Origin of the sequence: Streptomyces sp. NBC_00212, from assembly GCF_045206365.1 — a bacterium.
In the GTDB taxonomy this organism is placed as follows: Bacteria; Actinomycetota; Actinomycetes; order Streptomycetales; family Streptomycetaceae; genus Streptomyces.
In genome coordinates this window covers 2510701-2534560 of the sequence record NZ_CP108115.1, presented here as the reverse complement: position 1 = coordinate 2534560, position 23860 = coordinate 2510701, and the positions used below count along the sequence as shown (strand labels likewise).

Below are 23860 nucleotides of genomic sequence, written 5' to 3'. Positions count from 1 at the left end.
CTTGAAGCGCGGCTGTTCACCGCCGGGACAGGATCCCGCGCAGCGCGTCCACCCGGTTGGTGGTGATCGAATCCACCCCGTGCTCGATGAGCCGGCGCTGCGTGCGCGTGGTGTCCGCCGTCCACGCCGAGACGAGCATCCCGTCCCGGTGGACCCGCTCCACCAGCTCCGAACTCACCATCCCGAAGCGGTAGTTGAGCCAGCGCGGCTTGATGGCGTCGACCAGGGCGGGCCGCGGCGGGGCGGGCTTCGTCCAGGTCAGGGCGATTTCGGCGTTCGGGTCGGCGGCACGCACCCGCAGCATGGTGACCGGCCCCGCGCAGTAGTAGACGCGCTCGCCCGCGCCGCACTCGCGCACCGTGTTCACCGCTTTGCGCACCGACTCCTCGGTGGCGCCCGGCAGATCGAGCATCACCCGGTGCGCGCCGGCCGCGATCAGCGCCTGGCGCAGGGTGGGGACCCCGCCGCCGGTCACCTCCCGCACCTCCTCGTACGGCAGCTCGGCCATCGGGCGGTCGAAGTCCCACAGCCGTTTCAGCGTCTCGTCGTGCAGCAGCACGGGCACGCCGTCCCGGGTGGTGCGGACGTCGATCTCCACCGCGTCCGCGCCCCGCTCCAGGGCCGAGGCGATGGAGGGAAGCGTGTTCTCGCGGACGCGGTACGGGTCGCCGCGGTGGGCCACGGCTGTCACGGTGCGCATGGGGCCATTGTGCTGAGCGGCGCCGGGGTCAGCCAGCCGGCGCCGGGACCCGGGAGTCGGACACGGCTCTCAGCGCGCGAGCCACTTCGCGGTGTAGTCGTCGATCTCGCCCGCGAGCCGGGTCTTGCCCGCCGGGTCCAGGAAGGACGCCTCGACGGCGTTCTTGGCGAGGTCCGCCAGGCCCCGCTCGTCCAGGTCGAGAAGGCGGGCGGCGACCGCGTACTCGTTGTTGAGGTCGCTGCCGAACATCGGCGGGTCGTCGCTGTTGATCGTGACGAGCACGCCCGCGGCCACCATCTCCTTGATGGGGTGCTGGTCCAGGTCGGGCACCACCCGGGTCGCCAGGTTGGACGTCGGGCAGACCTCCAGGGCGATCCGCCGGTCGGCCAAGTGCTGGAGGAGCGCCGGGTCCTGGGTGGCGCTGGTGCCGTGGCCGATGCGCTCGGCGCGCAGCTCGATCAGGGCGTCCCAGATGGACTGCGGCCCGGTGGATTCGCCCGAGTGCGGTACGGAGTGGAGCCCCGCGGCGATGGCGCGGTCGAAGTACGGCTTGAACTGCGGCCGTGGCACCCCGATCTCGGGGCCGCCCAGGCCGAAGGAGACCAGGCCCTCCGGGCGCACCCCGTCCTCGGTGGCGAGCCGGGCCGTCTCGGCGGCGGCCTCAAGGCCGGCCTCGCCCGGAATGTCGAAGCACCAGCGCAGGACCGTGCCGAACTCGGTCTCGGCGGCCTTGCGGGCGTCCTCGATCGCGTCCATGAACGCGTGCTCGTCGATGCCGCGGCGGGTGGAGGAGAACGGCGTGATGGTCAGCTCGGCGTAGCGGATGTTCTGCCGGGCCATGTCCCGGGCCACCTCGTAGGTGAGAAGGCGCACATCCTCCGGGGTGCGGATCAGGTCGACGACCGAGAGGTAGACCTCGATGAAGTGGGCGAAGTCCGTGAACGTGAAGTAGTCGGCGAGCGCCTCGGGGTCGGTGGGCACCTTCGAGTCCGCGTGGCGGGCGGCCAGTTCGGCCACGATGCGCGGCGAGGCGGAGCCCACGTGGTGCACGTGGAGCTCGGCCTTGGGCAGCCCCGCGATGAAGGGGTGCAGGTCGGTCATGGGGTCCTCCATGGGTCTGCCGCGAGGGTCCTCGCGCGGTCGGCGGCGTACGGCCTTCGCCCGTCGGGGATCATGGTAGGCCGGGCGGTCCCGGCTGAAACCCGGGGCCGTAGCATGACGGAACCACGATGGGGGAGGCCCATGTCAGACAACACCCAGCAGCCGTCGGGAGGCCAGGAGCCCCGCGACCCCTGGGCGCCGCCGGAGCACAAGGTTCCGCTGGACAAGCCGCCGGTGCACGACCAGCACACGGTCATCTCGATGCCCGGTGCCGACGGTCAGAACGGCGCCCCGGCGCAGGGAGCCCCCGGCGGCGCCCCGGCCCAGGGCCCCTTCCCGGGAGCGCCCGGGCAGCAGGCTCCCGGCCCCGGCTTCGGTGGCCCGACGCCGCCGCCCGCGCCGCCCGGCCAGGCGGTCCCCGGCAGCTACGGCTACCCCAGCTACCCGCAGCAGCCCGCCCAGGGCTACCCCGGATACCCGGGCCAGCAGCAGGCCGCCTACGGCTACCCCGGCTGGACCGGGATGCCCGCCCCGCAGAACGGGTTCGGCGTCGCCGCGATGGTGCTCGGCATCGCCGCGTGTGTGCTCATGATCTGCTCCTGGGGGATCGCCGGCATCGTGCTCGGCGCCCTTGCGCTGATCTTCGGCCTGCTCGGCAAGGGCCGGGTCGCCCGCGGCGAGGCCAACAACCGCGGCCAGGCGCTCGCGGGCATCATCATGGGCATCGTCGGCATCGTGCTCGGCATCGTGATCCTCGTGCTGCTGATCGTGCTGGTGGCCAACGCGCCCTCGCACCACAGCGACTACAGCGGCTACGACGACTACTCGAACTTCCTGTCGCTGGCCGTATCCGGCCGCTGAGGAACGCCTGAGGACGGCTGAGCGACCTCAGCTCGGTGAAGGGGGCCCGTGGCGGGGCCCCCTTCGCTGTGCCGGGGCCAAGCCGCAGGACGTCAGCGCAGCCGCTCCCGCGCCTCCGTCAGCGCGAAGCCCAGCAGATTCAGGCCACGCCAGCGCGCGGGATCGTCCGCCTCCGGGGCGTCCGCCGCCAGGCCTATGCCCCAGATCCGGTCCAACGGGCTCGCCTCGACCAGCACCCGGTCGCCGGTGCCGAGCAGGTACTTCCGCAGCGCCTCGTCCTGGCCGAACTTGTGCAGGCTGCCGGCCAGGACTATCCCGTACCGCTCCCGCTGCCACACCGCGTCGTCGAAGCCGCGCACCAGGCGCCCGGCCTTCTTCGCGAGCGCCGGGTTCGCCGCCGTGAGCGCCGCGCGCTCCGCCTCCGGGTCCCCGAAAAGGCGCGCCTTCGACGCCATCATCCAGTGCTCGGCCGTCGCGTACTCGACACCGTCGACCACGAAGCGTGACGGCCACCACTGACTGAAACAGCTCGGCCCGAGCGACCCGTCCCGCGTCGGACGGTGTCCCCAGAAGTGCAGGAACTTGATCCGGTCACCGTTCTTGACCTGCGCGATCAGCTCGTCGAGCGGTGCGCGGTCCCCCGTGATTTCTTCCATGCACGCGAGTCTGACAGGCGCCACTGACACTACGTCGGGCCATTACGGCCCCGACGCGACACATGGTCGACAGATTCCGTCGCGTAACCAAAAGGCAACAACGGAATCACTTGTTGGCCAGATGTGCCTCTGCCAGGATCGTCACTCAAATCCAGCTGGAGCTACGAAGAACGTGGGCGACATGGACACCGACAGCGGCAACGGCAATCGCACCCCGGCAGAACCCCGCTTCCCGGCGCAGGACCGCTTCGCGGCCGGTGCCCAGTACATCGGCGGGCGGCTGCGCCCCGGCACCTCCGGGCGCCGCCACGCGGTCGTCGACCCGGCGACGGGGGAGACGGTGTACGACTACGAGCTCGCGGGTCCCGCCGATGTCGACGCGGCGGTCGCCGCGGCCAAGGCGGCCTTCCCCTGCTGGTCCGGCGCGACCCCCGGCGAGCGCTCGGCCGCCTTGCACCGCCTCGCGGAGGTCCTCGCCGAGCGCGCCGAGGAGTTCGCGCAGGCCGAGTCCCTCCAGTGCGGCAAGCCCATCAAGCTGAGCCGCGAGTTCGACGTGCCCGGCACCATCGACAACACCGCGTTCTTCGCGGGCGCGGCCCGGCACCTGGAAGGCAGGTCGGCCGGCGAGTACTCGGGCGACCACACCTCCTACGTACGCCGCGAGCCGATCGGCGTCGTCGGGTCCATCGCGCCCTGGAACTACCCGCTCCAGATGGCCGCCTGGAAGATCCTCCCGGCGATCGCGGCGGGCAACACCATCGTCCTCAAGCCCGCCGAGACCACCCCGCTGACCTCGCTCCTGTTCGCCGAGGCCGCCAAGGAGGCCGGGATCCCGGACGGGGTCGTCAACATCGTCACCGGGGCCGGGAAGGACGCCGGCGAGCACCTCGTCGGCCACCCGGACGTCGTGATGACCTCCTTCACCGGCTCGACCGGAGTGGGCAAGCGGGTCGCCGAGATCGCCACCAGGACCGTCAAGCGCCTCCACCTCGAACTCGGCGGCAAGGCCCCCTTCGTGGTCTTCGACGACGCCGACCTGGAGGCCGCCGTGCACGGCGCGGTCGCCGCGTCCCTCATCAACTCGGGCCAGGACTGCACCGCCGCCACCCGCGCCTACGTCCAGCGCCCGCTGTACGAGGCCTTCGTCGAGCAGACCGCGGCGCTCATGGAGACCGTCCGGATCGGCGACCCGTTCAGCGCGGACACCGACCTCGGCCCGCTGATCTCGCACACCCACCGCGACCGCGTCGCCGCCTTCGTCGAGCGGGCCAAGGGCTACGCCCGGATCGTCACCGGCGGCGAAGCCCCCAAGAGCGACGGCGCCTACTACCGGCCCACCCTCATCGCGGACGCCCCCCAGGACAGCGAGGCCGTCCAGGCCGAGATCTTCGGCCCGGTCCTGGTGGTGCTGCCCTTCGACAGCGACGACGAGGGCATCGCGCTCGCCAACGACACCCCCTACGGCCTCGCCGCCTCCGCCTGGAGCCGGGACGTGTACCGCACGGGACGTGCCACCCGCGAGATCAAGGCGGGCTGCGTGTGGATCAACGACCACATTCCGATCATCAGCGAGATGCCGCACGGCGGCTACAGGGCGAGTGGTTACGGAAAGGACATGTCGGCGTATTCCTTCGAGGAGTACACGCAGGTCAAGCATGTGATGTACGACAACACAGCGGTCGCCAGGAAGGACTGGCACCGCACGATCTTCGGGGACCGATAGCAGAGGCGGCCCGACCAGGCCACCGAACCCACCCGAAAGGGCATACAGCACATGGAGCAGCACGAGCCCGAGGGCCTGTCCGCGGCCCAACTGACCGCCATCCGGCGCAGCATGACCAACGGCCGGGGCGCCCTGACCCGCCGTTCCCTGCTGCGCGCCTCGGGCGTCGGCGCGCTCACCGTCGGCGGCCTCGCCGGCCTGAGCGCGTGTGGCATCCCGGCGGCCAAGAAGGAGAACGGCACCGGACCGTCCAACGCGGACCACTCCGCCCAGGAGAAGGAGATCAACTTCTCCAACTGGACGCAGTACATGGACATCAGCGACGACAAGAAGCACCATCCGACGCTGGACGAGTTCACCCGCCGCACCGGGATCCAGGTCAAGTACACCGAGGACATCAACGACAACGTCGAGTTCTTCGGCAAGATCAAGCCGCAGCTCGCGGCCGGCCAGGACACCGGCCGGGACCTCGTCGTCCTCACCGACTGGCTCGCCGCCCGGCTCATCCGCCTCGGCTGGGCGCAGCAGCTCGACCCCGCCCATCTGCCCCATGCCTACGCCAACCTGGCGCCCCAGTTCCGGATGCCCGACTGGGACCCGGGCCGCGCCTACTCCTACCCCTGGACCGGCATCCCGACCGTCATCGCCTACAACGCCAAGGCGACCGGCGGCAAGAAGGTCGACTCCGTCACCCAGCTGCTCGACGACCCGAGCCTCAAGGGCCGGGTCGGCTTCCTCTCCGAGATGCGCGACACCATCGGGATGACCCTGCTCGACCTCGGCAAGGACCCGGCGAAGTTCACCGACGCCGACTTCGACGCCGCGATCGGGCGGCTCCAGAAGGGCGTCGACTCCAAGCAGATCCGCCGCTTCACCGGCAACGACTACACCGGCGACCTGGTGAAGGGCGACCTCGCGGCGTGTGTCGCCTGGGGCGGCGACGTCACCCAGCTGCGCTCCGACAACCCGGACATCAAGTACGCGATCCCGGCGGCCGGTTACATGACCTCCAGCGACAACCTGCTGGTCCCGGCGAAGGCGCGGCACCAGAGCAACGCGGAGAAGCTGATCGACTACTACTACGAGCTGCCGGTGGCCGCCAAGCTCGCCGCGTTCATCAACTACCAGTGCCCGGTCGACGGGGTCCGCGACGAACTCGCCAAGATCGACCCGGCGCTCGCACAGAACGAACTCATCCTGCCGGACCGGGAGATGACCGCGAAGTCCCACTCCTTCCGCTCGCTCAGCGAGGCCGAGGAGACGGCGTACGAGCAGAAGTTCTCCAAGCTCATCGGATCCTGAGCCGCCCGCCCCCTGATCAGAGTCCCCCCTTCCCCCTCAACACCCTGGGACCCCACCCATGACTGACAGCACCGCCGGCGGCGACGTCCGCCTCACCGGGATCAGCAAGACGTACGGCTCCTTCACCGCCGTCCACCCGCTCGAACTGACCGTCCCGCAGGGCTCGTTCTTCGCCCTGCTCGGCGCGTCCGGCTGTGGCAAGACCACCACGCTCCGCATGATCGCCGGGCTTGAGGAGCCGACCACCGGCACGGTCTTCCTCGGCGACAAGGACGTCACCGACCTGCCGCCGTACAAGCGGCCGGTGAACACCGTCTTCCAGTCGTACGCGCTCTTCCCGCACCTGAACGTCACCGAGAACATCGCCTTCGGGCTGCGCCGGCGGGGCATCAAGTCGGTGAAGAAGCAGGTCGACGACATGCTGGAGCTCGTGCAGCTCGGCGACTTCGCCCACCGCAAGCCGCACCAGCTCTCCGGCGGCCAGCAGCAGCGCGTCGCGGTCGCCCGCGCGCTCATCAACCACCCCCAGGTGCTGCTCCTCGACGAGCCGCTCGGCGCCCTCGACCTCAAGCTGCGCCGCCAGATGCAGCTGGAGCTCAAGCGCATCCAGACCGAGGTGGGCATCACCTTCGTGCACGTCACCCACGACCAGGAGGAGGCCATGACGATGGCCGACACGGTCGCGGTGATGAACGGCGGCCGGGTCGAACAGCTCGGCGCCCCGGCCGACCTGTACGAGAACCCGAAGACCACGTTCGTCGCGAACTTCCTCGGCACCTCCAACCTCATCGAGGCCGAGGTGGCGGAGAAGAGCGGCGACGACCTCGTCGTCACCGCGGGCGGCGCCAAGCTGAGGCTGCCCGGCGGGCGATGTTCGGCCCCCACGACCAGCGGCGGCAAGCTCCTCGTCGGCGTACGCCCCGAGAAGATCTCGCTCGCCCACCGCGACGACGAGGGCGCCATCGCGGAGGGCCGCAACCGCGTCACCGGCCGCATCGTCGACTCGTCCTTCATCGGCGTCTCCACCCAGTACCTGGTGGACTCCCCGGCGGGCAGCGGCCTTTCCGTGTACGAGCAGAACATCGAGCGCGACACCCGGCTCACCCCCGGCGCCGAGGTCGTCCTGCACTGGAACCCGGCGCACACCTTCGGCCTCGACGCGGCGCAGGCCATCGACGCGGGCGTCGAGAAGGTCGAGGACGCCGCGTGACCGCCCTGGCCGAGGCGCCCGCCGAGCCCGTCGTGCGCAAGGCGTCCACCCGCAAGCGGCTCGTCCCGTACTGGCTGCTGCTGCCCGGCATCCTCTGGCTGATCGTGTTCTTCGCGCTGCCGATGGTGTACCAGGCCTCAACTTCCGTACAGACAGGCTCACTTGAGAAGGGCTTCCAGGTCACCTGGCACTTCCAGACGTACTGGGACGCCTTCAAGGAGTACTACCCGCAGTTCATCCGCTCCCTGCTGTACGCGGGAACGGCGACCCTGCTGTGTCTGCTGCTCGGCTATCCGCTGGCCTATCTGATCGCCTTCAAGGCGGGCCGCTGGCGCAACATCGTGCTGGTCCTGGTCATCGCGCCGTTCTTCACCAGCTTCCTGATCCGCACCCTTGCCTGGAAGACGATCCTGGCCGACGGCGGTCCCGTGGTGCACGCGCTGAGCTCGCTGCACGTCCTGGACGTCACCAACTGGCTGGGCTGGACCGAGGGCAACCGGGTCCTGGCCACGCCGATGGCGGTGGTGTGCGGACTCACGTACAACTTCCTGCCGTTCATGATCCTGCCGCTGTACACGTCCCTCGAACGCATCGACTCCCGGCTGCACGAGGCGGCCGGCGACCTGTACGCGACGCCCGCCACCACCTTCCGCAAGGTGACCTTCCCCCTGTCGATGCCCGGCGTCGTCTCCGGCACCCTGCTCACCTTCATCCCGGCCAGCGGCGACTACGTGAACGCCGAACTGCTCGGCTCCACCGACCAGAAGATGGTCGGCAACGTCATCCAGTCGCAGTTCCTGCGGGTCCTGGACTATCCGACGGCCGCCGCCCTCTCCTTCATCCTGATGGCGATCGTCCTGGTCATGGTCACCGTCTACATCCGCCGAGCCGGGACGGAGGACCTGGTCTGATGCCCGTTCTCAAGTGGCTGCGCCGCAACCTCGTGGTCATCGCGGGGCTCGCGACGCTCGCGTATCTGATCCTGCCGAACGTCGTCGTGATGGTCTTCTCGTTCAACAAGCCGAACGGGCGCTTCAACTACTCCTGGACGCGGTTCTCGACCGACGCCTGGAAGGACCCGTGCGGGGTCGCCGACATGTGCGGCTCGCTCTCGCTGTCGCTCCAGATCGCCCTCTGGGCCACGATCGGCTCGACCGTGCTCGGCACGATGATCGCGTTCGCCCTGGTGCGCTACCGGTTCCGGGCGCGCGGCGCGATCAACTCGCTGATCTTCCTGCCGATGGCGATGCCCGAGGTCGTGATGGCCGCGTCCCTGCTCACGCTCTTCCTCAACATGGGCGCGCGGCTGGGCTTCTGGACGATCCTCATCGCCCACATCATGTTCTGCCTCAGCTTCGTCGTCACCGCCGTCAAGGCGCGTGTCATGTCCATGGATCCGAGGCTCGAAGAGGCCGCGCGGGATCTCTACGCAGGTCCCGTCCAGACGTTCCTGCGCGTGACGCTGCCGATCGCGTCGCCCGGCATCGCGGCGGGCGCCCTGCTCGCCTTCGCCCTGTCCTTCGACGACTTCATCATCACCAACTTCAACGCGGGCTCCACCGTGACCTTCCCCATGTTCGTCTGGGGCTCGGCGCAGCGCGGCACGCCCGTGCAGATCAACGTCATCGGGACGGCCATGTTCATCATTGCCGTCGTGGTGGTCACCGCCGGACAATTCATTGCGAACCGGCGCAAGAACAGCGCGAAAGCGTAACCGTACGCAGTTCCTGAGGGAGTTGGAAATCATGGCCGTGACCCGAGCCATGAACAGTGCAGCACGACAGTCCCTGGCGGGCGCGAAGCCCGTCCCCTTCTGGCTGGAGGACCCCGGCCGCCCCGAGGCGCTGCCCGCCCTCACCGGCGACGAGAAGTGCGACCTTCTCGTCGTCGGCGGCGGCTACAGCGGGCTGTGGACCGCGCTCATCGCCAAGGAGCGCGAGCCCGGCCGCGACGTCGTCCTCATCGAGGGCAAGGAGATCGGCTGGGCCGCCTCCGGCCGCAACGGCGGCTTCTGCGCCGCCTCCCTCACCCACGGCCTCGGCAACGGACTCGCCCGCTGGCCGGGCGAGTTGGCCCGGCTCGAAAAGCTGGGCGCGGCGAACCTCGACGCCATCCAGGCCGCCGTCGCCCGCTACGACATCGACTGCGACTTCGAGCGGACCGGCGAGATCGACATCGCCACCGAGCCCCACCAGCTCGAAGAGCTGCACGAGATGTACGAGGAGGCGACGAACCTCGGCTTCGGCGGGCTCGAACTCCTCGACGAGGAAGCCCTGCGGGCCGAGGTCGACTCGCCCACCTTCCTCGGCGGGCTCTGGGACCGCGAAGGCGTCGCCATGCTCCACCCGGCCAAGCTCGCCTGGGGCCTGAAGCGGGCCTGCCTCGATCTGGGCGTCCGGATCTACGAGCACACCCCGGGCCTCTCGCTGGCCCGGGTCGGCACCGGCATGGGCGTACGCACCCCGTACGGCAAGGTCCGCGCGGAGCACGTGGCGCTCGGCACCAATGTGTTCCCCTCGCTGGTCAAGCGGCTGCGGCCGTACACGGTCCCGGTGTACGACTACGCGCTGATGACCGAGCCGCTGAACGCCGCCCAGCTCGCCTCCATCGGCTGGCACCGGCGCCAGGGGCTCGGGGACTCGGCCAACCAGTTCCACTACTTCCGCCTGTCCGCCGACAACCGCATTCTGTGGGGCGGCTACGACGCGATCTACCAGTACGGCGGGAAGGTGCGCACCGAGTACGACGACCGGCCCGAGACCTACGCCAAGCTCGCCGAGCAGTTCTTCCACTGCTTCCCGCAGCTGGAGGGGCTGCGCTTCAGCCACGCCTGGGGCGGCGCGATCGACACCTGCTCGCGCTTCTCGGCGTTCTTCGGCACCGCCCACGCCGGCCGGGTCGCGTACGCCGCCGGGTACACCGGGCTCGGGGTCGGGGCGACCCGCTTCGGCGCCGATGTGATGCTCGACCTCCTGGCGGGGGAGCAGACCGAGCGCACCGAACTGGAGATGGTGCGCACCAAGCCGCTGCCGTTCCCGCCGGAGCCGGTGGCCTGGGCGGGCATCGGCATCACCAAGTGGTCGCTGGCCCGCGCCGACGAGAACGGCGGCCGGCGCAACCTGTGGCTCAAGGCGATGGACCGCGTCGGCCTCGGTTTCGACTCCTGACACGTTCGCTGCTTGATCATTTCGTGCGCCCCCGGTCATACGTCCCCGGTCACACGCCCCTGGTCACGCCGGGGGCGCACGTCGTTCGACCGCGGTGTGACCCGGTTCACTCCTTCGAGGTGCCCGAAGTCGCGTCATAGCCCGTCCTGTCGCCCCTCTCCTTCGTGGACGCACTGGCTGTGCCCAGTGGAGTGGGACCGGACGGAGGACGGCAATGACTGCCTCGGGGTCGAAGACCGCGGTGGAATGGCTGGCGTCGGTGGCGCCGGATCCCGACGCCTGCCGGTGGGAATGGGAGCGGAACCCCCTGGGGGTCGCACTCCTTCCGGCCGGCAGGCGCTGGGACGTACTGATCCTGCCGGGCGAGCTGGGAAGCCACGCCCTCGATGTGCTGACCCGGCTCGTGGACCGGCCGGGCCCCGTGCTCGCCGACTTCGGTGACGCGCGCATCGGCTTCTTCGTGCCGCCGGGCACCGTCGCGCGGTGGCTCGGCACGGGGGTGCGCGGTGCGGGCGCCGGCACCTGGATCGTGGTGCCGTACCCGGGCCGGGCGACCGGCGGGGTGCGCTGGCTGGTGCCGCCGGACGGTTCGGGCACCCTCACCGACCCGACCCTCCTGGAGCTGGCGATGCATGAGGCGGCGGCTCACATCGCACGGGACGGGGGCAGGCGGGACTGACCGGGACGGCTCAGTGCCAGAGGTCTTGACAACCCGATTGGTCTGGACCATGTTGTGCGGGCTTCGTGTCTCAATACGCCCTTGCCAGGAGGCAGTTGTGGACCGCACCAGACATCCGGCCCTACGGTCATCCCTTTTCGCCGCCCTCACGGCGGCCACCCTCGCCGCGGCCGGACTCGTCGCCGTGGCGCCGTCCGCGCACGCCGCCGACACCGACCTCATGCGCAATGGCGGCTTCGAATCCGGACTCGACGGCTGGAACTGCACCGCGGGCAGCGGCGCCGCCGTCTCCTCGCCCGTGCACAGCGGCACCGGTGCCCTGAAGGCCACACCGGCCGGGAGCGACAACGCGCAGTGCGCCCAGACCGTGGCCGTGCAGCCCAACTCCACGTACATACTGAGCAGTTGGGTGCAGGGAAGCTACGTCTACCTCGGCGCCTCCGGCACCGGCACCACCGACGTGTCGACCTGGACCCAGTCCGCGCCCTCCTGGCAGCAGCTGACGACCACCTTCAAGGCCGGCGCGAGCACCACCTCGGTGACCGTCTACACGCACGGCTGGTACGGCACCGCCGCCTACGAGACCGACGACGTGAGCCTGATCGGCCCCGGCGGCGCCCCCGTCCGGATACCGGCCGCCCCCGCCGGGCTCACCGCCTCCGGCGCCACCTCCTCCAGCATCGGTCTGAGCTGGTCCCCGGCCACCGGCGCCACCGGCTACAACGTCTACCGCGACGGCACCAAGGTGGCCTCGGTGAGCGGGACTTCGGCCACCGTCACGGGTCTGGCCCCCACCACCTCGTACGCCTTCCAGGTCACCGCGACCAACTCCGCGGGGGAGTCCCCGAAGTCGGCGACCGTCACCGCGGCCACCACGGGCGGCGGAGGGAACCCGGGCAGTGGCCACGCGCTGGTCGGCTATCTGCACGCGTCCTTCGCCAACGGCGCGGGCTACACGCGCATGGCGGACGTCCCCGACGACTGGAACATCATCGACCTGGCCTTCGGTGAACCGACCTCGGCGACCTCGGGCGACATCCGGTTCAATCCGTGTCCGGTCGGCGAGTGCCCGACCGTCGAGTCGCTCGCCGACTTCAAGGCCGCCATCAAGGCCAAGCAGGCCGCGGGCAAGAAGGTGCTCATCTCGATCGGCGGCCAGAACGGCCAGGTCCAGCTCACCACCACCGCCGCCCGCGACACCTTCGTCTCCTCCGTCTCGAAGATCATCGACGACTACGGCCTGGACGGCCTCGACGTCGACTTCGAGGGCCACTCCCTGTCCCTGAACACCGGCGACACGGACTTCAGGAACCCCACAACTCCCGTCATCGTCAACCTCATTGACGCCCTGAAGACCCTCAAGGCCAAGTACGGCTCGAAGTTCGTCCTGACGATGGCCCCGGAGACGTTCTTCGTGCAGCTGGGGTACCAGTACTACGGCTCGGGCCCCTGGGGCGGGCAGGATCCGCGGTGCGGCGCCTACCTTCCGGTCATCTACGCGCTGCGCGACTCGCTCACGCTGCTGCACGTCCAGGACTACAACTCGGGCTCGATCATGGGCCTGGACAACCAGTACCACTCGATGGGCGGCTCGGACTTCCACATCGCCATGACCGACATGCTGCTCACCGGCTTCCCGGTCGCGGGCGACACCTCGAAGACGTTCCCCGCGCTGCGCCCCGACCAGGTCGCCATCGGCCTGCCCGCCTCCACTCAGGCGGGCAACGGCTGGACCAGCCCCGCCGAGGTCACCAAGACCCTGGACTGCCTGACGAAGAAGGCGAACTGCGGCGCGTACCAGACCCACGGAACCTGGCCGGGCCTGCGCGGCCTGATGACGTGGTCCATCAACTGGGACCGGTTCAACGGCGGCGAGTTCTCCAAGAACTTCGACGCATACCCGTGGAGCTGACCACCAGGAGCGCCCCGCACAGGCAGCAGCTGGCCAGCACGTCCAGGGGCCAGTGGTAGCCGTGCAGGACCAGACCGATGCCCGTCGCCGCGGTGAGTGCCCCCGCGGCGGCGGGCATCAGCCACCTGCGGCGTACGTGCGGAGACAGCAGGAGCGCGGCTCCGCCGTACGCCACCATCGCGGTCGCCGTATGGCCCGAGGGGTAGTAGCCGGTGGCGGCCTCCAGTGGACCCGGCCGGGCGATCCAGTCCTTCAGCGGCACGACAAGGAGCGGCACGAGAGCCATCGTCACGGCGGCGATCAATGCCTGTCGGCGCAGGCCGCGCCACAGGGCGTACGCGATGGCCAGGGCGAGGACGGGGAGCGCGACCGGCATGCTGCCGAGGTCGGCGAGGGCTTCCGTGAGGGCGGCCGGGCCGTGGCCGGTCACCGCCCGGTCCAGGCGCTCGTCAAGACGGCGCAGCGGGCCGCCGGATGCGACCTGCCAGGTGATGACCGCGAACACGCAGAGCAGCGTGGCGAAGAGGAAAGCCGGCAAGCCCGGAACAGGGGGGGAGGTTCCGGGCCTGCCGCCTTGACCGGCGTACCGCTCGCCCCGGGGGGTGTGGGGCGGACGGCCATCCGATCGGTGAGGAGTTCCGGAGCCGGAGGCTCCAGTGGTGTGCGCGAGGGCACGACCAGGGCAAGGCTGGGGATGCTCCGCCCTGGAATCGCCCGCAGTCCCCTGCGGGCGGGGTGTTTCTCTCATCTGCAGAAACCGTACGGCAGACCGCGGGGGACCGACAGCGGGAACTCCATCCCGCCATTGGCCCCCCACACGTTCTTCACAGGCGGTGGCGACTACTCAGCGTCACACGCCGGTGAAGGCCTGCTCGATGATGTCGAGGCCCTCGTTCAGGAGGTCCTCGCCGATGACCAGCGGGGGCAGGAAGCGCAGCACGTTGCCGTACGTGCCGCAGGTCAGGACGAGCAGTCCCTCCGCGTGGCAGGCCTTGGCGAGCGCGCCCGCGGCCTCCGGGTTCGGCGTCTTCGAGGCGCGGTCCTTGACCAGCTCGATGGCGATCATGGCGCCGCGGCCGCGGATGTCGCCGATGATGTCGTACTTCTCGGCCATGGTCGCCAGGCGCGCCTTCATGACCTCCTCGATGCGCTTGGCCTTGCCGTTGAGGTCGAGCTCCTTCATCGTCTCGATCGCGCCGAGGGCGGCGGCACAGGCCACCGGGTTGCCGCCGTAGGTGCCGCCGAGGCCGCCCGCGTGCGCGGAGTCCATGATCTCGGCGCGGCCCGTCACGGCGGCGAGCGGCATGCCGCCCGCGATGCCCTTGGCAGTGGTGATGAGGTCCGGGACGATGCCCTCGTCCTCGCAGGCGAACCACTGGCCGGTGCGGCAGAAGCCGGACTGGATCTCGTCCGCGACGAACACGATGCCGTTGTCCTTGGCGAACTGGCTGATCGCGGGCAGGAAGCCCTTGGCCGGCTCGATGAAGCCGCCCTCGCCGAGCACCGGCTCGATGATGATCGCGGCGACGTTGTCCGCGCCGATCTGCTTGTTGATCATGTCGATGGCCTGCGCGGACGCCTCGGCGCCGGCGTTCTCCGGGCCGGTCAGCCAGCGGTAGCCGTAGGCCACCGGCACGCGGTAGACCTCGGGCGCGAACGGTCCGAAGCCGTTCTTGTACGGCATGTTCTTGGAGGTCAGCGCCATCGTCAGGTTGGTGCGGCCGTGGTAGCCGTGGTCGAAGACGACGACGGCCTGGCGCTTGGTGTACGCACGGGCGATCTTGACGGCGTTCTCGACGGCCTCGGCGCCCGAGTTGAACAGGGCGGACTTCTTGGCGTGGTCGCCCGGGGTCAGCTCGGCGAGCTGCTCGGCGACGGCGACGTAGCCCTCGTACGGCGTGACCATGAAGCAGGTGTGCGTGAAGTCCTGCAGCTGGGCGCTGGCGCGGCGCACCACGGCCTCGGCGGAGGCGCCCACCGACGTCACCGCGATGCCGGAACCGAAGTCGATCAGGCGGTTGCCGTCGACGTCCTCGATGATGCCGCCGCCCGCGCGCGCGGTGAAGACGGGCAGCGTAGAGCCCACACCGGCGGCGACGGCCGCGAGACGGCGGGCCTGAAGCTCCTGCGACTTCGGGCCGGGGATGGCGGTGACGACGCGGCGCTCCTGCGGGATCGCGCTCATGAGGGGCTCCTGGAGATTTTCGTGGGGATTCGGACGCTTCCTTGGCTTTCTTGGCAGGCTAAGGCGCACGAACAAGCCGTGGCATGCGCCGTTCGGTAGTGGTGGGGGTGTGTCCCTTGTCCTCGGCGGACAGTTCCCCCGGGCGGGCGCGTGGTGCGCTGCGGCGGTGAACGCTCGTGCCCTGCCGCTAGATTGAGCGTTCGCAGCGCTCGGAACGGACCTGGCTGGTCAGGGGGCAAGGGGTCGATGGACACCGAAGGCACGCACGACGCACGCGGCACCCGTTCGGGGGCGGTCCCGCGCCCCGTGGTGCCGCCCCCGCGCCCGGCGCTCCCGCCCCGGCCCGTCGAGGCGCCCGCGGCCGGGCCCGCCCTCGGCGACTGGCTGCGCACCCCGCGCGCCCCGGCCGAACCCGGCCTGTGGCGCTTCGGCCACAAGCCGCGCCCCGACGCCGACCCGGACCGGGTGCCCGACCGGGCCCTCCTCGTCGGCGCGCTCGTGGCCCTCCTCGCGGCCACCCTCGTCTGGTCGCTGTGGACCAACGGGTACGTCCCGCACAGCCGGGTGCTGCTTGAGCTGTTCACGCCGACACAGTGGTGGAGGTATCCGCGGCCGCCCGAGGCGATCACCGCCATCGAGGTCTACAACAGCCTCTTCGCGGCGCTGCTGATCTACGTGTTCGGCCGGATGGGCAACTGGCTGGAGGTGTTCCGGCGGTACGCGGTCGACTGCCCCCAGCCCGAGCGGACCCTGCGCACCGCGCTGGCCGGCGGCGTGGCGGTATGGCTCGTGATAGGGACCAGCCTGTTCCCGTTCTTCTTCACCGTCTGGAGCCTGTTCCCGCTGTCCTGGACCACCGGCAACGGCGACCGGGCGGTGGCCACTTTCGTCAACTACGCGCTGTACGTGCTGGTCGGAGGCGCCGTGCTCTGGCCCTTCGCCAAGGCCGGCGACTGGCTCGGCCACTTCCGCAAGCGCAAGGCCGACCCCGCGGCGCAGGCGCCCACACCCCCCACCTCTGTCTCCTCGCCGGCCGACTGGCCCCAGCTGCGGGCCGCGGGTCTTGGCGGGGCCGCCGACCGGCTGGTGGCCGAGGAGCGGTCCGGGCGGATGAACGACGTCGACTGCGTACGGATCCGGCGGGCCTGGGCATCGGTGAAGGCCGACCCGGCCCGGCTCGGCGCGTTCACCGAGGCGGTCGCCGGGCAGGGCGCGCGGGCCTGTCTGCACCCCTCGGGCGATCGCGAGCTGCCCGCCCGCGCGGCCACCCACGACCTCCTCACCTCGCAGGTCCGGCTCGGCCGCTACCCGGACGCCGAGCGCACCCCGGTTGCCCGCAGGGGCGCGGGCGCGGCCGTCGACCCGGCCGCGCTCGGATCCTCGCTGCTCGCGGTCGGACCGTTCGGCTCGGGCAAGACCCGGCACCTGGTGCGGCCCGTGGTGGAGTCGCTCGCGCTCCAGGCGCTGGCCGGGAAGGCCGCCGTCGTCGCGGTGTGCGCGGCGGGCACCCCGCTCGGCGCCGACGACGGCTACGACGTGGTGATCAAGCCCGGCGACGCCTCCTCGGCGTACGACCTCGACCTGTACGGCGGCACCGCCGACCCCGACGAGGCCGCCGCCCTGCTCGCCGAGGCCTTCGCCGGGGACATCCCCGAGGTCGACTCGCGACGGGCCGCGACCGCTCTCGCGCAACTGCTCGGCCCCTACCGCGCGGCCCACGGACGCTTCCCCGCCGTCCCCGTCCTGCGCGAGCTGCTCGACGGATCACCCGGCGCCATGGAAGAACTCCGGGCGAGCCTCGACGCCGAAGAGCACCGTTCCTATCATCGCGAACTCGACGCCAGGGAACGGCAGTTGGGCACCCCGGGCGACCCGGGGCTCGCGCTCGCCGCGCGCGTCGCGGTGCTCGACCGCCCCGCCTTCGAGGGCTTCTTCGACACCACCGGCGAGACCCGGCCGTTCTCGCTGCGCTCGCTGGAGCACCCGCTGCGGGTCCGCGTCGACGTGCCCGAACGCGGCCACCCGGAGGCGGCGCACCTGCTGACCCGGCTGATCCTTGCCCAGTTCACCGCCGGGGCGGCCGCCCGCCGGGACCGCTCGCTCTTCGCCTTCCTCGCCGTCGACGACGCCACGCACGCCGTCACCGCCGAGTCCGTACGGGCCCTGCAACGGCTGCGGAACTGCAACGCCGGGGTGCTGCTCACCCTGCGGGCGCTCGGCGACGTACCGGAACAGCTGCACACCTCGCTGCTCGGCTCGGTCGGCTGCCACATGACGTTCTCCGGGGTCACCACCTGGGACGGGCGGCTCTTCGCGCAGGCGTGGGGCACCGAGTGGGTGGAGACCACCGAGGTCGCCAAGCACACCGTCTTCGCCGACCAGCCGCTCACCCGGGCGGTCCACGCGCTGCGCAAACTCGTCACCGGCAAGGCCGTCACCACCGACGCCGTCACCGTGCGCAAGGTCGAGCGGGAGCGCTGGTCGGCCTCCGAGCTCGCCCACCAGGTGCCCGCCGGGCACGCGGTGCTCTCGCTGACCACCGTGAAGGGAGAGCACGCGCCGCCGCTCCTGGTGGACCTGCGGGCCTGAGGCCGGTACTGAGCGGTCGACCGGCTCGGCGGAACCTGGCCGAGCTGGCAAAATGGAGTTGCTCCGTTCATACGGGACGTAGCAATTGCTTTTGCTTGCCATTGCTGCGTCTGCCGCGTCCCGTACTCCTGATTTCCTGCCGCGAAGGTAACCCGGTCCCATGCCGCCCACGCTCGCCTCGCTCGTCCAGCACTCGGCGCTCAAGCTCACCGTGCGCGCGGGGGAGGACCACCTGGACCGCCCGGTGCGCTGGGCCCACGTCAGCGAACTCGCCGACCCCGTCCCGTACATGGAGGGCGGCGAGCTGCTGCTCATCACCGCGATGACGCTGGACGCCGAGGACCCCCAGGCCATGCGCCGGTACGTGCGCAGGCTGGCCAGGGCCGGGGTGGTCGGGATCGGCTTCGCGATCGGCGTCAACTACGACACCGTGCCGGAGGCGCTGCTCACCGCGGCCCGCGAGGAGGACCTCCCGCTCCTTGAGGTGCCCCGGCGCACCCCGTTCCTGGCCATCGCCAAGGCGGTCTCGGCGGCCATCTCCGCCGACCAGTACCGCGCGGTCACCGCCGGGTTCGAGGCGCAGCGCGAGCTGACGAAGGCGGCGCTGTCCGACGGCCCGGCCGTCCTGATCGCCAAGCTCGCCGCGCACGTCGACGGCTGGGCCGCGCTGTACGACACCTCCGGCGCGGTCGTGGCGGCAGCCCCCGAGTGGGCCGCGCGGCGCGCCGCCCGGCTCGCCCCGGACGTCGCCCGGCTGCGCGAACGCGCGGCCCCGGCCAGCGCGGTAGTCGGCGCCGACGACTCGTCCGGCGACCGCGTCGAGCTCCAGTCGCTCGGCACGGGACGCCGGGTGCGGGGCGCCCTGGCCGTGGGTACGGGGGCGCCGCTCGGCACGGCGGAGCGGTACGCGGTGCACTCGGCGGTCGCTCTGCTGACCTTGACGACGGAACGCTCCCGCTCGCTCCAGTCCGCCGAGCAGCGCCTGGGCGCGGCCGTGCTCCGGATGCTGCTCTCCGGGCAGCAGGACCACGCGCGCGCGGTGGCTGGCGATCTCTACGGCGGCCTCCTGGACGCCCCGTTCCGGCTGGTCATCGCCGAACCCGCGGGGGAGGGCGACCCCGCGGGGCTCGGCGCGCTCGCCGAGGCGATGGAGTCGGCCGCCGCGCGCTGCGGCGAGGCGGTGCTCGTGGTGCCCGAGGGGGCGCGGCTGGTCGTGCTGGCGGCGGACGGCGGCGAGGCCGTCGCGGCCTGCCAGTCCTACGAGGCCGCCGAGGGCGAGGAACTCGTCATCGGCCTCTCCGCGCCGGCCGGGCCGATCGCGGCGGCCTCCGCGTACAAGCAGGCCGAGCAGGCGCTGTCGGTGGCCCGGCGGCGGGGCCAACTGCTCGTGGAACACGAGCAGTTGGTGGCTGGGTCCGTGCTGCCGCTGCTCGCGGACGACGCGGTGCGGGCCTTCGCGGACGGCATGCTCCGTGCGCTGTACGAGCACGATGCGACGGGGCGTGGCGATCTGGTGGCCTCGCTGCGGGCGTGGCTGTCGCGGCACGGCCAGTGGGACGCGGCGGCGGCGGACCTCGGTGTCCACCGGCACACCCTGCGCTACCGGATGCGCCGCGTGGAGGAAATCCTGGGCCGCTCCCTGGACGACCCCGATGTCCGCATGGAGCTGTGGCTGGCGCTGAAGGCGACGTCGGCACCGGACGCCTGAGGGTTTCCCCACCCCGCCCCTTCCCGAGACCCTCCGGGGGTATGGATGGGCTGAACTGGTCTCCTGGGGCTCCGCCCCAGACCCCGTTCGCGCCTTAAGGGCGCTCGTCCTCAAACGCCGGACGGGCTGGGAGTGCCTGCACGGGCGGCGTGCAAGAGGCCGGACGGGCTGGAGATACCGGTGCTGGCCAGGGGCGATGCCGCTAGGGGCGCGGGGAACTGCGCGACCAGCCACGCACGGTCCGCAGTTGACCCACCCACCCCCGGCGGCCACGCGGCGGAGCCGCAGAGTGTTGCAGCGGGAAGGGGTGGGGTGGGGTCTCCCGGGGTCTGGGGCGGAGCCCCAGCGCGCTCTGCCCGGGCGGGATGACAAAGCGGCGCAACCCGCGCTCCGATCACTCCACCCCGGACAAACGCGCACCCCCGCCCCCCGGCCTACCGTGAGGGCATGACTTCTACCCACGCCTTCTGGCTCGCCGGCCGCGAGGCCACCGGCGACGACCGCTTCGATGTCACTTCGCCCTGGGACGGCCGTCACGTCGCCTCGGTCAGCGTGCCCACCGACGCCCAGGTCGAGGAGGCCGTGGCAGCGGCGCACGCCGTCGTGGAGGAGTTCGCGGCGACCCCGGCGCACGTCCGCGCCGCAGCCCTCGACCACGTATCGAAGCGGCTCGCCGAGCGCACCGAGGAGATCGCCCAGCTGATCTCCGCCGAGAACGGCAAGCCGATCAAGTGGGCCCGCGGCGAGGTCGGCCGCGCGGTGTCCGTGTTCCGCTTCGCGGCCGAGGAGGCCCGCCGCTTCAACGGCGGCGAGGCCCAGCGCCTGGACACCGACGGCGGCGGCGTGGGCCGCCTCGCCCTGACCCGCCGCTTCCCCAAGGGCGTCGTCCTCGGCATCGCGCCGTTCAACTTCCCGCTGAACCTGTGCGCCCACAAGGTCGCCCCGGCCATCGCCGTCGGCGCCCCGATCATCCTGAAGCCCGCCCCCGCGACCCCGCTCTCGGGCCTCGTCCTCGGCGAGCTGCTCGCCGAGACCGAGCTGCCCGCCGGCTCGTGGAGCATCCTGCCGGTCGCCAACGACAAGATGCCGGCCCTGGTGCAGGACGACCGCCTCCCGGTCATCTCCTTCACCGGCTCCGACAAGGTCGGCTACGCGATCATGGACTCGGTGCCGCGCAAGCACTGCACCCTGGAGCTCGGTGGCAACGGCGCGGCCGTGGTCCTCGCCGACTGGGCCTCGGAGGAGGACCTGGACTGGGCGGCCACCCGCATCGCCACCTTCTCCAACTACCAGGGCGGCCAGTCCTGCATCTCGGTGCAGCGGGTCATCGCGGACGCCGCCGTCTACGACCGGCTGCTGCCCAAGGTCGTCGCCGCCGTCGAGGCACAGGTCACCGGCGACCCGTCCGACTCGGCCACCGACGTCGGCCCGCTGGTCAGCGAGGACGCCGCCAAGCGCGTCGAGTCCTGGGTCGAGGAGGCCGTCTCGGCCGGCGCCAAGCTGCTCACCGGCGGCAAGCGCGACGGCGCGAGCTACGCGCCCACCGTGCTCACCGAGCTGCCCGTCGACACCACCCTCGCCTGCGAGGAGGTCTTCGGACCCGTCCTGACCGTACAGAAGGTGGACGGCGAGGCCGAGGCGTTCGCCGCGGTCAACTCCTCCAAGTACGGCCTCCAGGCAGGGGTGTTCACGCACGACCTGCAGACCGCCTTCCGCGCCCACCGGGCCCTGGAGGTCGGCGGCGTGATCATCGGCGACGTGCCCTCCTACCGCGCCGACCAGATGCCGTACGGCGGCGCCAAGGCCTCCGGCGTCGGCCGCGAGGGCGTCCGCTACGCGATGGACGACTACACCTACGAGCGCGTCCTCGTCCTGACGGGCCTCGCCCTCTAGGACACCGCGCCACGAGACCGGCGGCCGGAACCCACTGTGCGGGGGTTCCGGCCGCCGTCGTACGTCCGGGCGGGCGCGAGGGGTGGTCCAAGCGCCGGGAATCGGGTACATACGGACGAGTAGCACCACCCGGTAACGGGCAGCCGCCCGCACCCGTCAGCCCGCGGCGAGGAGAACCCCTCATGACCGCACCACAGCACACGCCCAAGGTCTCCGAGCGCGAGGCGCGCCAGGTCGCCGAGGCCGCCCGCGAGCAGGACTGGCGCAAGCCCAGCTTCGCGAAGGAACTCTTCCTCGGCCGGCTGCGCCTCGATCTGATCCACCCCCATCCGCTGCCCGCCCCCGACGACGTGGAGCGCGGCGAGGCCTTCCTCGCCAAGATGCGCGACTTCTGCGAGACCCGTGTGGACGGCCGCCTCATCGAGCGCGAGTCGCGGATCCCCGACGAGGTCGTGAACGGGCTCAAGGAGCTCGGCGCCTTCGGGATGAAGATCGACACGAAGTACGGCGGCCAGGGGCTGACCCAGGTCTACTACAACAAGGCGCTCACGCTGGCCGGTTCGGCGAGCCCCGCGATCGGCGCGCTGCTCTCCGCGCACCAGTCGATCGGGGTGCCCCAGCCGCTGAAGCTGTTCGGCACCCAGGAGCAGAAGGACACCTTCCTGCCGCGCTGCGCCCGTACCGACATCTCGGCCTTCCTGCTCACCGAGCCCGACGTGGGCTCCGACCCGGCCCGGCTCGCGACCTCGGCGGTGCCGGAGGGCGACGAGTACGTCCTGGACGGCGTGAAGCTGTGGACCACCAACGGCGTCGTCGCGGACCTCCTCGTCGTGATGGCCCGGGTGCCCAGGTCCGAGGGGCACAAGGGCGGCATCACGGCGTTCGTCGTCGAGGCGGACTCGCCGGGCGTCACCGTCGAGAACCGCAACGCGTTCATGGGCCTGCGCGGCATCGAGAATGGCGTCACCCGCTTCCACCAGGTCCGCGTCCCGGCCGCCAACCGGATCGGCCCCGAGGGCTCCGGCCTCAAGATCGCCCTGACCACCCTCAACACCGGCCGCCTCTCGCTGCCCGCGATGTGCGTGGGCGGCGGCAAGTGGTGCCTGAAGATCGCCCGCGAATGGGCGGGCGTACGCGAGCAGTGGGGCCGCCCGGTCGCCCGGCACGAGGCGGTCGGCGCGAAGATCTCCTTCATCGCCGCGACCACGTTCGCCCTCGAAGCCATGACGGACCTCTCGGCGCAGATGGCCGACGAGGACCGCAACGACATCCGCATCGAGGCCGCCCTCGCCAAGCTGTACGGGTCCGAGATGGGCTGGCTGATGACGGACGAGCTGGTCCAGATCCGCGGCGGCCGCGGCTTCGAGACCGCGGACTCGCTCGCCGCCCGCGGGGAGCGCGCCGTCCCCGCCGAGCAGATGCTCCGCGACATGCGGATCAACCGGATCTTCGAGGGCTCGACGGAGATCATGCACCTGCTGATCGCCCGCGAGGCGGTCGACGCCCACCTGTCCGTCGCGGGCGACCTGATCGACCCCGACAAGTCCCTCCAGGACAAGGCCAAGGCGGGTGCGAACGCGGCCGGGTTCTACGCCAAGTGGCTGCCCAAGCTGGTCGCGGGTCCGGGTCAACTCCCGCGCTCGTACGGCGAGTTCGGGCCCCTCGCCCAGCATCTGCGCTACGCCGAGCGCTCCGCGCGCAAGCTCGCCCGCTCGACGTTCTACGCGATGTCGCGCTGGCAGGGCCGGATGGAGACCAAGCAGGGCTTCCTCGGCCGCATCGTCGACATCGGGGCCGAACTGTTCGCCATCAGCGCGGCCTGCGTACGGGCCGAGCACCTGCGGGCCACCGGCGAGAACGGCCGCGAGGCGGTCCAGCTGGCCGACACGTTCTGCCGGCAGTCCCGCATCCGCGTGGAGGAGCTCTTCACCCGGCTGTGGAGCAACACCGACGACCTCGACCGCAAGATCGTCGACGAGGTCCTCGCCGGTTCCTACACCTGGCTGGAGGAGGGCGTCCTCGACCCGTCCGACGACGGCCCCTGGATCGCGGACGCGACCCCGGGCCCGGCCAAGCGCGACAACGTCCACCGCCCCATCCGCTGAGCTCCTACGGACCGGTCCCGTACGGGATGTGAAGACCGGAGCGGCCGGCTCCGCTCCGGTCCCCGGCCC

At 71.3% G+C, this 23860-nt stretch carries 18 protein-coding genes; 13 read left to right on the top strand and 5 right to left on the bottom strand.

Annotated features, from left to right (window positions below; all coding sequences use genetic code 11):
• Positions 1–16 precede the first annotated feature (16 nt).
• Together OHA17_RS11370 and OHA17_RS11365 are read right to left on the bottom strand one after the other, a co-directional pair.
• Positions 17–700 carry a glycerophosphodiester phosphodiesterase gene (locus tag OHA17_RS11370; protein ID WP_406506339.1) on the bottom strand — a complete coding sequence of 228 codons (684 nt, stop codon included), beginning with the start codon at positions 698–700 and terminating at the stop codon, positions 17–19.
• A 69-nt stretch (positions 701–769) separates the two neighbouring features.
• On the bottom strand, positions 770–1801 hold the full coding sequence (locus OHA17_RS11365; protein ID WP_406506337.1) for an adenosine deaminase: 1032 nt from the start codon (positions 1799–1801) through the stop codon (positions 770–772).
• A 141-nt stretch (positions 1802–1942) separates the two neighbouring features.
• Here OHA17_RS11365 and OHA17_RS11360 point away from each other — a divergent pair, with 141 nt between their 5' ends.
• Positions 1943–2662, top strand: coding sequence for a DUF4190 domain-containing protein (locus OHA17_RS11360; RefSeq protein ID WP_406506335.1), 720 nt, complete (start codon positions 1943–1945; stop codon positions 2660–2662).
• A gap of 92 nt (positions 2663–2754) precedes the next feature.
• On the opposite strand, the gene OHA17_RS11355 is transcribed toward OHA17_RS11360, so the two are convergent.
• Entirely contained in the window at positions 2755–3348 is a 594-nt protein-coding gene (locus OHA17_RS11355; RefSeq protein WP_406506333.1) for an NADAR family protein, read from the bottom strand.
• 151 nt (positions 3349–3499) lie between these two features.
• Here OHA17_RS11355 and OHA17_RS11350 point away from each other — a divergent pair, with 151 nt between their 5' ends.
• The 8 genes from OHA17_RS11350 (at position 3500) to OHA17_RS11315 (ending at position 13311) form a co-directional block, all read left to right on the top strand.
• Positions 3500–5041: a gamma-aminobutyraldehyde dehydrogenase gene (locus OHA17_RS11350; protein ID WP_406506331.1), complete on the top strand. Its 1542-nt coding sequence runs from the start codon at positions 3500–3502 to the stop codon at positions 5039–5041.
• A 51-nt stretch (positions 5042–5092) separates the two neighbouring features.
• The gene (locus OHA17_RS11345) at positions 5093–6343 is read left to right on the top strand and encodes a spermidine/putrescine ABC transporter substrate-binding protein (protein ID WP_406506329.1); all 1251 of its coding nucleotides are present in this window, start codon (positions 5093–5095) and stop codon (positions 6341–6343) included.
• A 58-nt stretch (positions 6344–6401) separates the two neighbouring features.
• A complete protein-coding gene (locus OHA17_RS11340; protein ID WP_406506327.1) occupies positions 6402–7553 on the top strand; it encodes an ABC transporter ATP-binding protein in 1152 nt (383 codons plus the stop codon).
• Positions 7550–8464 carry an ABC transporter permease gene (locus OHA17_RS11335; RefSeq protein ID WP_398878240.1) on the top strand — a complete coding sequence of 305 codons (915 nt, stop codon included), beginning with the start codon at positions 7550–7552 and terminating at the stop codon, positions 8462–8464. The genes OHA17_RS11340 and OHA17_RS11335 overlap by 4 nt, the downstream gene beginning before the upstream one ends.
• On the top strand, positions 8464–9267 hold the full coding sequence (locus OHA17_RS11330) for an ABC transporter permease (protein WP_053729243.1): 804 nt from the start codon (positions 8464–8466) through the stop codon (positions 9265–9267). The genes OHA17_RS11335 and OHA17_RS11330 overlap by 1 nt, the downstream gene beginning before the upstream one ends.
• 31 nt (positions 9268–9298) lie before the next feature.
• On the top strand, positions 9299–10720 hold the full coding sequence (locus OHA17_RS11325) for an NAD(P)/FAD-dependent oxidoreductase (RefSeq protein ID WP_406506324.1): 1422 nt from the start codon (positions 9299–9301) through the stop codon (positions 10718–10720).
• A 214-nt stretch (positions 10721–10934) separates the two neighbouring features.
• Positions 10935–11399: a hypothetical protein gene (locus OHA17_RS11320; RefSeq protein WP_398878236.1), complete on the top strand. Its 465-nt coding sequence runs from the start codon at positions 10935–10937 to the stop codon at positions 11397–11399.
• A 97-nt stretch (positions 11400–11496) separates the two neighbouring features.
• The gene (locus tag OHA17_RS11315; protein WP_406506322.1) at positions 11497–13311 is read left to right on the top strand and encodes a chitinase; all 1815 of its coding nucleotides are present in this window, start codon (positions 11497–11499) and stop codon (positions 13309–13311) included.
• Here OHA17_RS11315 and OHA17_RS11310 read toward each other — a convergent pair.
• A complete protein-coding gene (locus OHA17_RS11310) occupies positions 13262–14059 on the bottom strand; it encodes a phosphatase PAP2 family protein (protein WP_406506320.1) in 798 nt (265 codons plus the stop codon). The genes OHA17_RS11315 and OHA17_RS11310 overlap by 50 nt on opposite strands.
• Before the next feature lie 102 nt (positions 14060–14161).
• A complete protein-coding gene (gene gabT / locus OHA17_RS11305) occupies positions 14162–15496 on the bottom strand; it encodes a 4-aminobutyrate--2-oxoglutarate transaminase (protein ID WP_189968255.1) in 1335 nt (444 codons plus the stop codon).
• 246 nt (positions 15497–15742) lie between these two features.
• Here gabT and OHA17_RS11300 point away from each other — a divergent pair, with 246 nt between their 5' ends.
• The 4 genes from OHA17_RS11300 to OHA17_RS11285 all read left to right on the top strand — a co-directional run bounded on the left by OHA17_RS11300 (position 15743) and on the right by OHA17_RS11285 (position 23791).
• Positions 15743–18085 carry an ATP/GTP-binding protein gene (locus OHA17_RS11300; protein WP_406506317.1) on the top strand — a complete coding sequence of 781 codons (2343 nt, stop codon included), beginning with the start codon at positions 15743–15745 and terminating at the stop codon, positions 18083–18085.
• Positions 18086–18245: 160 nt separating this feature from the next.
• Entirely contained in the window at positions 18246–19793 is a 1548-nt protein-coding gene (locus OHA17_RS11295) for a PucR family transcriptional regulator (RefSeq protein WP_406506316.1), read from the top strand.
• Between the two features lie 447 nt (positions 19794–20240).
• Positions 20241–21686 carry an aldehyde dehydrogenase family protein gene (locus tag OHA17_RS11290; protein WP_406506314.1) on the top strand — a complete coding sequence of 482 codons (1446 nt, stop codon included), beginning with the start codon at positions 20241–20243 and terminating at the stop codon, positions 21684–21686.
• Between the two features lie 182 nt (positions 21687–21868).
• On the top strand, positions 21869–23791 hold the full coding sequence (locus OHA17_RS11285) for an acyl-CoA dehydrogenase family protein (protein WP_406506312.1): 1923 nt from the start codon (positions 21869–21871) through the stop codon (positions 23789–23791).
• The last annotated feature ends 69 nt before the right edge of the window (positions 23792–23860 follow it).

Bases quoted from the DNA above. Each gene is read 5' to 3' on its own strand.
- OHA17_RS11370 (WP_406506339.1), bottom strand. From the start codon at position 700: ATGCGCACCGTGACAGCCGTGGCCCACCGCGGCGACCCGTACCGCGTC.
- OHA17_RS11365 (WP_406506337.1), bottom strand. From the start codon at position 1,801: ATGACCGACCTGCACCCCTTCATCGCGGGGCTGCCCAAGGCCGAGCTC.
- OHA17_RS11360 (WP_406506335.1), top strand. From the start codon at position 1,943: ATGTCAGACAACACCCAGCAGCCGTCGGGAGGCCAGGAGCCCCGCGAC.
- OHA17_RS11350 (WP_406506331.1), top strand. From the start codon at position 3,500: ATGGACACCGACAGCGGCAACGGCAATCGCACCCCGGCAGAACCCCGC.
- OHA17_RS11345 (WP_406506329.1), top strand. From the start codon at position 5,093: ATGGAGCAGCACGAGCCCGAGGGCCTGTCCGCGGCCCAACTGACCGCC.
- OHA17_RS11340 (WP_406506327.1), top strand. From the start codon at position 6,402: ATGACTGACAGCACCGCCGGCGGCGACGTCCGCCTCACCGGGATCAGC.
- OHA17_RS11330 (WP_053729243.1), top strand. From the start codon at position 8,464: ATGCCCGTTCTCAAGTGGCTGCGCCGCAACCTCGTGGTCATCGCGGGG.
- OHA17_RS11325 (WP_406506324.1), top strand. From the start codon at position 9,299: ATGGCCGTGACCCGAGCCATGAACAGTGCAGCACGACAGTCCCTGGCG.
- OHA17_RS11320 (WP_398878236.1), top strand. From the start codon at position 10,935: ATGACTGCCTCGGGGTCGAAGACCGCGGTGGAATGGCTGGCGTCGGTG.
- OHA17_RS11310 (WP_406506320.1), bottom strand. From the start codon at position 14,059: ATGAGAGAAACACCCCGCCCGCAGGGGACTGCGGGCGATTCCAGGGCG.
- gabT (WP_189968255.1), bottom strand. From the start codon at position 15,496: ATGAGCGCGATCCCGCAGGAGCGCCGCGTCGTCACCGCCATCCCCGGC.
- OHA17_RS11300 (WP_406506317.1), top strand. From the start codon at position 15,743: ATGGACACCGAAGGCACGCACGACGCACGCGGCACCCGTTCGGGGGCG.
- OHA17_RS11295 (WP_406506316.1), top strand. From the start codon at position 18,246: ATGCCGCCCACGCTCGCCTCGCTCGTCCAGCACTCGGCGCTCAAGCTC.
- OHA17_RS11290 (WP_406506314.1), top strand. From the start codon at position 20,241: ATGACTTCTACCCACGCCTTCTGGCTCGCCGGCCGCGAGGCCACCGGC.
- OHA17_RS11285 (WP_406506312.1), top strand. From the start codon at position 21,869: ATGACCGCACCACAGCACACGCCCAAGGTCTCCGAGCGCGAGGCGCGC.